This window comes from Paramuribaculum intestinale, from assembly GCF_003024925.1.
Taxonomy (GTDB): domain Bacteria; phylum Bacteroidota; class Bacteroidia; order Bacteroidales; family Muribaculaceae; genus Paramuribaculum; species Paramuribaculum intestinale.
The window spans coordinates 1-11759 of the sequence record NZ_PUED01000080.1 but is presented as its reverse complement, the minus strand read 5'-3'; the positions used below and the strand labels follow the sequence as shown (position 1 = coordinate 11759).

The window sequence follows — 11759 nt, the reverse complement described above, 5'->3', positions numbered from 1 at the left end:
TTGCTGACGGGTTTGATAATATCAACTGATTCTTGAGAGCTACTTAAGATCAATGACAGAGTGACAGATTCCGAGATATCACCAATCCTAAATATTTAATCATGAAACGCTCTTACTTGTTTTTAGCACCGGGATTCGAGGAAACCGAAGCATTGGCTACGGTCGACGTGATGCGTCGTGCCGGCATGGAGGTGCTCACCGTCGCCATCAATCCCGAGAACAGTGAAAAAGTGTGTGGAGACCACGGCGTAGTGGTTGTGGCCGATCTGCTCCCGGAAGATGCCGACTTCACTGACGTGGAATGGCTTATTTGTCCGGGAGGAATGCCCGGCGCACAGAATCTCGCCGACAGCAGGATCGTCACCGAAGCATTGCGTGCCCATGCGGCTAAAGGCGGTAAAATCGCCGCTATCTGCGCCTCGCCTGCACTGGTGCTCGCGCCGCTCGGTATTCTTGACGGACGCGAAGCCACATGTTATCCCGGCATGCAGCCCGAATCCGACAAGATCGTCATGCGCGACGCCCCCGTGGTGGCGCTCGACAACCTGATCACGGGCAACGGCCCCGCATCCACTCTCGCTTTCGCGCTTGCCATCGTCCGCCGTTCGTGTGGCGATGCCGTAGCCCAGCAGATCGGCAGCGGAATGCTCGTATATCCCAAATCCATGAACTTCTATTTCTGATCATTGCACAAAAGGCAATATATTACCGATAGCGCGGCCTGACCTGAAAGTCGGGTCGCGCTTCGTGCAGTTTACGCAACATAGGCTCACACCGGTTTCGCACCACCGATGGAAGGCACTGAATATGGATTGATAACGGAGCCTCGTGCAGGTATAGTGGAGGATAATACGCTTTTTTGCCATTAAATTATGGCAAAGTGAAAAGGTTTTTTTAACTTTGTCATCGCGATGAACGATGAACGTACAAAAGCAGCCGCCACAGCGGCCCTCAACCGGTATCTGATGCAGCACCGTCTGCGCCGGACTCCGGAGCGTTACGCCATACTCGACAAAGTGTTCAGCCTGTCGGAGCACTTTTTTGTCGACACACTTCACCGTATGCTCGACGCCGACGGCTACCATGTCAGCCGTGCCACGGTCTACAACACCATGGAAATACTTGTCGATGCCGGACTTGTCCGACGTCACAACTTCGGCTCCACTCCGGCACAGTACGAAAAAGTGGCAGGCATAACCAACCACCACCACCTCGTATGCACACAGTGCGGCAAGGTCAGGGAGGTCAAGGATGCCGAAATCGACCGGCTGCTGTCATCAAAGCGCTACACCTCGTTTCATCCGGCCTATGCCGACCTGTACATCTACGGAGTATGCTCCCGATGCGCACGACGACCGAGGCCGTCAGCCAAAAACAAAGAATAAAATTCGACACCAATCATACAATATCGTAAAGCAATGAAAGTAGACGTGTTGCTCGGCCTCCAGTGGGGCGATGAAGGAAAAGGAAAAGTAGTGGACGTACTCACGCCGCGCTATGACATCATAGCCCGTTTCCAGGGCGGACCTAATGCCGGACACACCCTTGAGTTCGAAGGCAAGAAATATGTGTTGCGTTCAATTCCCTCAGGAATTTTTCAGGACGGCAAGACCAACCTTATAGGCAACGGCGTGGTTCTTGACCCGGTGCTCTTCCGCGAAGAGGCCGAAAGCCTTGAAAAATCAGGCATACCCCTGCGGTCAATCCTGAAAATATCGAAGAAAGTGCACCTGATCATGCCTACCCACCGCCTGCTTGACGCTGCCAACGAAAAAGCCAAGGGCATCTCGAAGATAGGCACTACGGGCAAAGGCATCGGACCGACATATACCGACAAGATCAGCCGCAACGGACTGCGACTCGGCGACACGCTGCTTTCCGACTTCAGAGAGCGCTACGCCAAAGCGCGCGACCGTCATATCGACATGCTCGCCGCACTCGGCGAAAAGCCCGACACAGCCGAGCTTGAAAGCAAATGGATGGATGCCATCGAATATATCAAGACTTTCGATATCGTCGACAGCGAATTCTTCATCAACCGGGCGCTCGCCGACGGCAAAAGCGTATTGTGCGAGGGAGCGCAGGGCACACTGCTCGACGTTGACTTCGGATCATACCCGTTCGTGACATCGTCCAACACCATTACAGCCGGAGCCTGCGCCGGACTCGGAGTGGCTCCCAACCGCATAGGCGACGTCTACGGAATATTCAAGGCCTACTGCACAAGAGTAGGCAGCGGACCGTTCCCCACTGAACTGTTCGACGAAACAGGCCGCCTCATCCGCGATCTCGGCCACGAATACGGAGCCGTGACCGGACGCGAACGCCGTTGCGGATGGATAGATCTCGTGGCGCTCAGATACGCCATCATGATCGACGGCGTCACCAAACTCATAATGATGAAAAGCGACGTGCTCGACGGATTCGACGAAATCAAGGCTTGTGTGGCCTACGAGATCGACGGCAAGCGTGTTGAGGACTTCCCCTACACCGTCGACGGCGTGGATGTCAAGCCGGTCTACGTCACCCTTCCCGGATGGAAGACCGACATGACGGGCATGAAGAGCGAACAGGAATTCCCCAAGGCATTCAGCGACTATGTGGCATTCCTCGAAAAAGAGCTTCAGACCCCGATAGCCGTGGTTTCGATCGGTCCCGACCGCGAACAGACAATCGTGCGCGACAGCTTTTGAATAAAAAGCTGTCGGCCGCCCGACATGCAGATAACTTACCTTAATTGATACCTGACATTATGGCAAAAATCAAACCCTTCAGGGGCGTACGTCCCCCAAGAGAACTGGTTGAAGAGGTGGCATCGCGCCCCTACGACGTGCTCAATTCCGATGAAGCGCGGCGTGAGGCCGACGGCAACCCCAAATCGTTGTACCACATCATCAAGCCGGAGATCGACTTCGACCCGTCGACCGACGAGCATGATCCGCGGGTCTACGACAAGGCAGTGGAAAACTTCAATGCCTTCCAGAGCAACGGATGGCTTGTGCAGGACGATGACGACCATTACTACATCTACGCCCAGACGATGGACGGACGCACACAGTATGGAATCGTCATAGCGGCCAATGTCGACGACTATATGGAGGAACGCATCAAGAAGCATGAGCTAACGCGCCGCGACAAGGAGGAGGACCGCATGAAGCATGTCAGGATCAACAATGCCAATGTCGAGCCTGTATTCTTCGCTTTCCCCGACAATGACGTGCTTGAGCGCATCATAGCTGATGTCACGAAAGGAGCGCCGGAATATGATTTCACGGCTCCCGACGGATTCGGCCACCATTTTTGGGTGATCGACGACAAGGCCACGATCGAAGCCATAACCGGTGAATTCGCCAGGATACCATATCTGTATATCGCCGACGGACATCACCGCACTGCGGCCGCAGCTCTCGTAGGCGCCGAAAAAGCAAAGGCCAATCCCGGCCACCGGGGCGATGAAGAGTACAATTATTTCCTGGCGGTGGCATTCCCTGCGTCACACCTCAAGATTATCGACTACAATCGTGTGGTGCGCGATCTCAACGGGCTTACGCCGGAGGAGTTTCTCGGCCGGCTCGAAAAGGATTTCATCGTGGAGGCCAGAGGCGCTGACATATATAAGCCCGAAAAACTCCACAACTTTTCGCTCTATCTGGCCGGAATATGGTATTCGCTCACCGCACGCGAGGGCCGCTACAACGATCAGGATCCAATCGGAGTGCTTGACGTGACCATATCGAGCGATCTGATACTCCGCGACATACTCGGCATCACGGATCTCCGATCCGACAAACGCATAGATTTTGTAGGCGGCATACGCGGTCTCAGCGAGTTGAGCCGCCGCGTCGACAGCGGAGAGATGGCCATGGCTCTCGCCCTCTATCCTGTGTCGATGAAGCAGCTGATGGATATTGCCGATTCAGGCAATATCATGCCTCCGAAGACCACCTGGTTCGAGCCAAAGCTCCGTTCCGGACTTGTCATACATAAACTCGACTGACCATTGGCATTGTCGACCGGACGATATAATGAAGCGGGGCGCGTTTCGTCAGCCGACGGACGCGCCTTGCCGTTGGCCGACGGCACTACTCCGTCAGGCGAACCGCTGACCGGAGTCTTCGCCACACCTCCTTCGGCATATCTGCGTCTTGCGTTCGGCCGTATTGTCGGCCGGTGGGTGTGGATTCCTGTAGTTGTGGCGCTTGGATGCCTGATAGCTGGACTTGCCGACGCTGATGGCATGCGCTGGATATTTGCCGGAGTGATCCTGGCGTTCTGCGTATATCCGATAGTCATGCTGCATATATGCATGAGGTCAGTGGTCACTTCGGAGGCACGGCTCTGTGTCGCGCCCAAAAGAATTCTGCTCAACTCTGCGGGGATTGAGGTCATATTCCAGAAACCGTGCGATGAACCTTCAGATGAATGCGATGATCCTTCAGATGAAGAGGCCGGCGGAAATGACGCATCTCTTTTACAAGAAAAATCATCGTCGCCACAGACTGAAGCCATGGTCGACGATGATTTTGAGTCGGTATCTTTTAGTGATATTGTCGATGTCGTGTCGTCAAGAAGCGCCTGCGTCCTACGTCTTCGCGGACGATCCGCCCGATATCTGATCATACCCGCTGACGCTTTTGTGTCGGCCGACGGAGCAGCACGCCTGATGTCGGCAACAGCCTCGGCAGCCGGTCAGCCGACGGTGTAGTCCACACAAGCCCGTGCAGCCTTGCATCCGGCTATGATCGAGGCGGCGGCCACATGAGCCGGATGAGCCGCATAGACGGCTACGTCGGCGAGCGACGGCAATGTGGCTGTCAATACCACGTCCCAGTCTTCGGCAGGATTCTCGTTGATGCCCACCTCGATGCTTTCAAGGCATTCTATCTGTCCGGGCAGTGCCTTCAGGGCTTCGGCAAACCGTAGAGCCACCGCCGCACGTTCCTCGGTGCTTCCCGACAGTTTGAAAGTGACGATATGCTTTACCATCGCGCGGTCGTTTAGTTCGTTCCGTACATTTTCTCACGGGCAGCGGCTACGCGCTCGTCGGTGATATAGTCATCGTAGTCCATCATCTTGTCGATGATTCCTGACGGCGTAAGCTCTATGATGCGGTTGCACACGGTCTGGATAAACTCATGGTCGTGCGACGACAGCAGTATGTTGCCCTTGAAGCTCTGAAGAGTGTTGTTGAACGCCTGTATCGATTCCAGATCAAGATGGTTGGTGGGGGAGTCGAGCACCATGGTGTTGGCGTTGCGAAGCATCATGCGGGCTATCATGCAGCGCATTTTCTCGCCGCCGGAGAGCACCGATGCCTTCTTAAGCACCTCTTCTCCCGAGAAGAGCATCTTGCCGAGGAATCCCTTGAGATATATCTCGCTTGAATCGTCGCTGAACTGGCACAGCCAGTCTACCAGATTCATGTCGGTATTGAAAAAGTCGGAATTGTCGAGCGGCAGATAGGCCGTGGTTATGGTCTGACCCCAGTCATACGTGCCGGCATCGGCCTTGCGGTTGCCGTTGATTATTTCAAACAGGGCAGTCATGGCACGCGGATCGCGGCTCAGGAATGCCACCTTGTCGCCTTTCTCGATCTGGAAATTCACATCCTTGAAGAGCAGTTCGCCGTCGACCGATGCTGTAAGCCCGTGCACTTCCAGTATCTTGTTGCCGGGTTCGCGCTCTGGAGTGAATATGATGCCCGGATAGCGTCGCGACGAGGGCTGGATCTCCTCGATATTGAGCTTTTCAAGCATCTTCTTGCGGCTTGTGGTCTGCTTTGATTTGGCCACATTGGCGCTGAATCGCTGTATGAATTCAAGCAGCTCCTTGCGCTTCTCCTCTGCCTTCTTGTTCTGCTGCTGTTGCTGGCGGAGAGCGAGCTGGCTCGACTCATACCAGAAGCTGTAGTTGCCGGCGAAGAGCGACACCTTGTTGTAGTCGATGTCAAGGGTGTGGGTCGACACGGAGTCGAGGAAGTGACGGTCGTGTGAAACCACAAGGACGGTATTCTCAAAGTTTGACAGATAATTTTCGAGCCATGCCACGGTGTCGAGATCAAGGTCGTTGGTAGGTTCGTCGAGAAGCAGATTGTCGGGGTTGCCGAAGAGGGCTTTGGCGAGCAGCACACGCACTTTCTCGTTACCGCTTAGGTCCTTCATGAGCATATAGTGCTTGTCCTCCTTTATGCCGAGGCCGCTGAGCAGGCTCGCGGCGTCGCTCTCTGCATTCCACCCTTCGAGTTCGGCGAACTTCTCCTCAAGCTCCGAGGCGCGTATGCCGTCGGCATCGCTGAAGTCGGCCTTGGCATACAGGGCATCCTTCTCCTTCATGATGTCCCAAAGCACGGTGTGACCCTGGAGCACTGTGTCCATCACAGTGAATTCATCAAATTTGAAGTGATCCTGTTCGAGCACACTCATGCGTTCGCCCGGGCCTTGGGTTATAGTGCCGTGGGTGGGACTGAGCTGTCCGCTCAGCATACGCATCAGTGTGGATTTGCCGGCACCGTTGGCGCCGATAATGCCGTAGCAGTTGCCAGGAGTGAATTTCATGTTCACATCCTGAAACAACACTCTTTTTCCAAACTGTATGCCTAAATTGTTTACCGCTATCATCTTTGTTTACCTTATCTTTATTGAAATCCGATACAAAGTTACCGCTTTTTTTTTATTTCGCCAACCGCGTCGCCCCCGTTATTGCGCTATCATGGATGGATCCGCAATGACGGGGGCGACAATAGTTGTGCGTCAAGTTCTGTCTGTTCAGTCGAAGCAGCGGTCCCAGTCCTTCCATACTGTTTCGTAGCCGAGCGAGCGTATCTCTTCGGCCACCTGTGCGGGGGTGCGCGAGTCGGTGACTTCAAACTGCTCCAGCGAGTCGGGTTCGGAGCAATAGCCTCCCGGATCGGTCTTGCTGCCGGCGCTCATGGAGGTCACTCCGAGTTTCATCATGTTGGCGCGGAATGACGGAGATTCGCGGGTGGAGTAGGATATGTCGACGTCATGGTCGAATATTCTGAAAGCGAATGTCAGCTGGGCAAGCTCACGGTCGGTCATCACCACTTTCGGCTGATAGCCTCCTTCGGCCGGACACATGCGCGGGAAGTTGATGCTGTAGCGGGTCTTCCAGTAATGTTTGCGGAGATAGCGCAGATGACGTGCCATCATCGTCACGTCGGTGCGCCAGTCCTCAAGGCCTATGAGCACTCCCATGCCTATCTTGTGCACTCCGGCCTGACCCATGCGGTCAAATCCGTTGACACGCCATTCGAAAATGGATTTCATGCCGTGGGGATGATAGGTCTTGTAGGCCTCCTCATGATATGTCTCCTGAAAGCACACCACACCGTTCAGCCCGCTGCCTGTCAGCCGCTGATAGTCGCGGGTCTTCATTGGCATCACCTCGATGGTGAGGTTGCTGAAATATGGCCGTGCCACCTGCAGCACCTTCTCGAGATAGTCCACGCCGTTGAGCCTCGGGAACTCTCCCGACACCACCAGCAGATTCTCAAACGGGCCGAGGCGCCGGATAGCCTCACACTCTTTCTTCACCTGATCGAGTGACAGAGTGATGCGCGTGAAAGGATTGTCGTGGTTAAATCCGCAATACACGCACTTGTTGGTGCAGGCGTTGCTCACATAGAGCGGTATATACATCGAAATGGTCTTTCCGAAGCGTTCGAGCGTATAGGCGTGCGACAGCTGCGCCATCTCTTCGATATATGGTTGTGCGGCCGGCGATATGAGCGCCATGAAGTCGTCCACGTCAAGATGCTCCTTGGCGAGAGCCGTTTCCACATCCGAGGCCGTCTTGGCCGCGATCTCGGCGGTGGTGCGGTCCCAGTCATATTTTTTCAGTTCGTCGTAAAACATCGCTGTCGGATTATTTCGCGCACTCTTCGGCTGTCGACTGCGATATGCGCATCGCGCAGAAGTTGGGTCCGCACATGGTGCAGAAATGGTCGTCGTCGCGGTGACTCTCCACATAGTAGCGACGGGCTTTCTCCGGGTCAAGCGACAGGTTGAACTGGTCTTTCCACCTGAAGTCGTAGCGTGCGAGGCTCATCGCGTCGTCGCGCACCTGTGCGCCGGGATAACCCTTGGCGAGGTCGGCGGCGTGGGCGGCGATCTTGTAGGTGATCACGCCCTGACGCACATCGTCGAGATTGGGGAGTGCCAGATGTTCTTTGGGCGTGACATAGCATATCATTGCGGTGCCGGCCCAAGCGATCTGTGCGGCGCCTATGGCCGAGGTGATATGGTCGTAGCCGGGAGCTATGTCAGTGGTCAGCGGGCCTAGTGTGTAGAACGGGGCTTCGTGGCATTTGTCGAGCTGACGGTCCATATTCTCCTGTATCTTCTGCATCGGCACATGGCCGGGACCCTCTATCAGCACCTGTACGCCGTGGACCCAAGCCTTTTCGGTGAGTTCGCCGAGCACGTCGAGTTCGAGGAACTGCGAGCGGTCGTTGGCATCATGGATTGAACCCGGGCGGAGGCCGTCGCCGAGCGATACGGCCACGTCATACTGTGCCAGTATCTCGCATATCTCGTCGAAGTGGGTGTAGAGGAAGTTTTCCTCGTTGTGGATCACCGCCCATCGTGTCATGATGGATCCTCCGCGGCTCACGATTCCCGTCAGGCGTTCGTTGATCATGTCGGCGTGGGCGCGGAGTGCGCCGGCATGGATGGTGAAGTAGTCCACACCCTGCTCGGCCTGCTCTATGAGCGTGTCGCGGTATATCTCCCACGAGAGGCGCTCCACGCTGCCGTCCACCTTTTCGAGAGCCTGGTATACCGGCACAGTACCTACGGGCACCGGACAGTTGCGGATGATCCATTCGCGCGTTTCGTGTATGTTGGCTCCGGTGGAGAGATCCATAAGTGTGTCGCCGCCCCAGTAGCAGCTCCACACGGCTTTGCTTACCTCCTCCTCGATGCCCGACGACAGAGCCGAGTTGCCGATGTTGGTGTTGAGCTTCACGGCGAATTTGCGGCCTATGATCATCGGCTCCGCTTCGGGATGATTGGGATTGGCCGGGATCACGGCGCGTCCGGCGGCAACTTCTTCTCTCACCGTTTCAGGAGTGATGTAGCTCTTGATGCCGAGAGCCGCGCAGTTCATGTTCTCGCGGATGGCCACATACTCCATTTCAGGGGTGATGATACCTCGCCGGGCGAGATCCATCTGCGTGATGCGGCAACCCTGTTTAGCTCTCAGCGGACGGTGGCGGTTGGCGAACCGTATCGCGTCGAGCGAACGGTCGGCTTCGCGCTGACGGCCGTATTCCGAGGTGATTTCAGGCAGCTGCTCGAGATCGTCGCGCCGTGCGTTCCACTGTTCGCGTATGCGAGGGAGTCCGCGGTTGATGTCGGTGGTCACATCCGGATCGGTATAAACGCCGCTTGTATCGTAAACGTAGACCGGTTCGTTCTCCCTGACGGTCTTCGTGCCGTCGGGAGCTACTTTGACCGTGGGGGTGAGTATGACACGGCGCATGCCTACTTTCACATCGGGGTGTATCTCGCCGTGCATGTATGTTTTCTCCGAGCCGGGATAGCTGTGGAGATTGATATTGTCGATAGTCATAATTCTATGTGATAGGGTTGGAAATCAGTCAAGGAATGAGGTGAGAGGGCTTGTGGCCTGAGCGTGGACGGCAGCGCCGGTGGCCACCCGTCCGAGTCCGGCCAGACGGGCTTTGCGGCCGGCCTCGACGGCGAGCCTGAATGCGACAGCCATCTCCACAGGGTTGCGCGCCACGGCTATGGCAGTGTTCACAAGCACAGCATCGGCTCCGATCTCCAGAGCCTCGGCCGCATGCGACGGCGCTCCTATGCCGGCGTCGACCACTACCGGCACCGTGCTCTCCGCTATGATGATTTCAAGCAGGTCGCGTGTACGCAGTCCCTTGTTGGTGCCGATCGGCGCTCCCAGCGGCATGACTGCGGCTGTGCCTGCCTCTTCAAGGCGTTTGCAGAGCACCGGGTCGGCCTGTATGTAGGGGAGCACATGGAATCCCTCCCGGGCCAGTATCTCTGTAGCCTTTAGTGTTTCCACCGGGTCAGGCAGCAGATACTTGGGATCGGGATGGATCTCTAGTTTGATGAAGTCGGTGCCGAAACAGTCGCGGGCGAGCCGTGCGGCCATTACAGCCTCTTCGGCGTTGCGCACGCCCGAAGTGTTGGGCAGAAGAGTGACATGCTCGCGGTTGATGTGCTGGAGCATGTTGTCCTCTTCCTCGTGGTCCATGTCGATGCGCTTCATGGCCACGGTGACCATTTCCGAACCCGACGCCAGTATGGCGTCAAGCATAAGCCGGTTGGAGGCGAATTTGCCCGTGCCGACAAAGAGGCGGGAATGGAATCCCCGTCCTCCTATTGTCAAAATGTCTTCCATTGCAAGTGTATTGTAGTTCAGTCGTGAGGAATATCCATCAGACGTTCCATTATCTTCATAGTGTAGAGCATTGGATCGGGAGCGTTGATGATCGCCCCGCTTACGGCTATGCCGTTGATCCCTGCCGCTTTAAGCGGATCTACATCGTCGAGCGTGAGGCCGCCGATAGCTACGATCGGCAACTCGACTCCGGCCTTGCGCACGGTGTCGACAACCTCTTTGACCCCATCGGTGCCGAGCACCGGGGCGAGATTTTTTTTGGTCGAGGTGGTGTGTACGGGGCCGAGGCCTACATAATCCACATCCTTCCCTTTCCATTTGATTATATCTTCGGCGGTGTTGGCTGTGACGCCTATTATTGCGTGCGGGCCGAGAAGCTCGCGTGCTTCCATCGGATCCATGTCGCCGCGGCCGAGATGCACTCCCGATACGCGCAACTCGTTGACGAGTTCCACACGGTCGTCGATTATCAGGAATGTGTCGTGGTCGCGGCATAGGGGTATGAGTTCCAGAGCAGTCCGGCGCACATCCTCGTCGGAAGCGTCCTTCATACGCAGCTGTATCCAGCGGCATCCGCCCTCAATGGCCATCCGCACTTCCTCGGCTATCGACCAGCGGTCGGAAGGATTGGTTATGAACTGCAACATAGTCGTAGATCTGTTTTAATTGAATTCTGGTTAAACAAACTGGCGGAGCCGGTGTTCGAGATCCTGTTGCCCGGAGGCTGCCCAAAGGTAGCCGAGCACGGCATATCCGCCGAAGCCGGCTCTGCGCAGATAACCGGTGTGCTCCGGAGTGACTCCGCCTAATGCTATAACAATCGGTGATGAAAATGTTTCGATGCTCTCCAGTTCATAGTCGCTGAATGCAGCGGTGTAGCCCGGTTTGGATATGCTGTCGAACACCGGACTGAGTGTGACATATTCGAGATGGCTGTCGGCCTCGGCGATCTCTTCGACTGTGTGGCATGAACGCGACAGACCTCCCCGATAATTGGCGGGAGGGGCAGGGCAGCGTCGGTTGAGATGCAGCCCTCCGACATTGAATTCGTTGATCAGTTCGAAATGCCCGTGGAGTCGTAGCCGTGAATGAAATTGCTGCGGCACGCTCTCGATCAGTCGACGCATCTCTGACAGCGAGGCCGCAGGGTGACGCAGGTGCACTGCATCCCAGCCTTCGCGCAGGATTGTGGCGATCCATTCTCCCTCGTCGTGGCGCGGGTCGGTTCCGGTGACAGCTATCCGCATCATGTCGGTCATCCGCCGTAAAAAGCTGTGATGACTACTACGCGGTCGCCATCGGTCAGCACCGTTTTCGGACGCATGTCGGCTGTCGCCGCATGATTTTTGAGCGCAGTG

12 protein-coding genes are annotated in these 11759 nt (G+C 56.0%); 5 read left to right on the top strand and 7 right to left on the bottom strand.

Annotated elements, in window-relative coordinates:
• Window positions 1-101: 101 nt before the first annotated feature.
• The 5 genes from C5O24_RS07345 (at window position 102) to C5O24_RS07325 (ending at window position 4705) form a co-directional block, all read left to right on the top strand.
• Complete coding sequence (locus C5O24_RS07345) at window positions 102-683, top strand: DJ-1 family glyoxalase III (RefSeq protein ID WP_107681655.1); 582 nt, start codon at window positions 102-104, stop codon at window positions 681-683.
• A 228-nt stretch (window positions 684-911) separates the two neighbouring features.
• Complete coding sequence (locus tag C5O24_RS07340) at window positions 912-1385, top strand: Fur family transcriptional regulator (RefSeq protein WP_107035795.1); 474 nt, start codon at window positions 912-914, stop codon at window positions 1383-1385.
• A 33-nt stretch (window positions 1386-1418) separates the two neighbouring features.
• Window positions 1419-2693: an adenylosuccinate synthase gene (locus C5O24_RS07335; RefSeq protein WP_107035796.1), complete on the top strand. Its 1275-nt coding sequence runs from the start codon at window positions 1419-1421 to the stop codon at window positions 2691-2693.
• Between the two features lie 59 nt (window positions 2694-2752).
• Window positions 2753-3997 carry a DUF1015 domain-containing protein gene (locus tag C5O24_RS07330; RefSeq protein ID WP_107035797.1) on the top strand — a complete coding sequence of 415 codons (1245 nt, stop codon included), beginning with the start codon at window positions 2753-2755 and terminating at the stop codon, window positions 3995-3997.
• A gap of 3 nt (window positions 3998-4000) precedes the next feature.
• Window positions 4001-4705, top strand: a complete 705-nt coding sequence (locus C5O24_RS07325) for a hypothetical protein (protein WP_133166430.1) — start codon at window positions 4001-4003, stop codon at window positions 4703-4705.
• Here the strand turns inward: C5O24_RS07325 and C5O24_RS07320 are convergent.
• The 7 genes from C5O24_RS07320 to C5O24_RS07290 all read right to left on the bottom strand — a co-directional run bounded on the left by C5O24_RS07320 (window position 4690) and on the right by C5O24_RS07290 (window position 11651).
• Window positions 4690-4986 carry a Dabb family protein gene (locus tag C5O24_RS07320; protein ID WP_107035799.1) on the bottom strand — a complete coding sequence of 99 codons (297 nt, stop codon included), beginning with the start codon at window positions 4984-4986 and terminating at the stop codon, window positions 4690-4692. The two genes, C5O24_RS07325 and C5O24_RS07320, sit on opposite strands and share 16 nt — an antisense overlap.
• A gap of 11 nt (window positions 4987-4997) precedes the next feature.
• A complete protein-coding gene (locus C5O24_RS07315) occupies window positions 4998-6617 on the bottom strand; it encodes an ABC-F family ATP-binding cassette domain-containing protein (protein ID WP_107035800.1) in 1620 nt (539 codons plus the stop codon).
• Window positions 6618-6764: 147 nt separating this feature from the next.
• Window positions 6765-7874, bottom strand: a complete 1110-nt coding sequence (gene thiH, locus C5O24_RS07310) for a 2-iminoacetate synthase ThiH (protein ID WP_107035801.1) — start codon at window positions 7872-7874, stop codon at window positions 6765-6767.
• 10 nt (window positions 7875-7884) lie between these two features.
• On the bottom strand, window positions 7885-9591 hold the full coding sequence (gene thiC / locus C5O24_RS07305) for a phosphomethylpyrimidine synthase ThiC (RefSeq protein ID WP_107035802.1): 1707 nt from the start codon (window positions 9589-9591) through the stop codon (window positions 7885-7887).
• 24 nt (window positions 9592-9615) lie between these two features.
• Window positions 9616-10401: a thiazole synthase gene (locus C5O24_RS07300; RefSeq protein ID WP_161953397.1), complete on the bottom strand. Its 786-nt coding sequence runs from the start codon at window positions 10399-10401 to the stop codon at window positions 9616-9618.
• A 17-nt stretch (window positions 10402-10418) separates the two neighbouring features.
• Entirely contained in the window at window positions 10419-11048 is a 630-nt protein-coding gene (locus tag C5O24_RS07295) for a thiamine phosphate synthase (protein ID WP_107035803.1), read from the bottom strand.
• 30 nt (window positions 11049-11078) lie between these two features.
• On the bottom strand, window positions 11079-11651 hold the full coding sequence (locus C5O24_RS07290; RefSeq protein WP_161553845.1) for a thiamine phosphate synthase: 573 nt from the start codon (window positions 11649-11651) through the stop codon (window positions 11079-11081).
• Window positions 11652-11759: the final 108 nt, after the last annotated feature.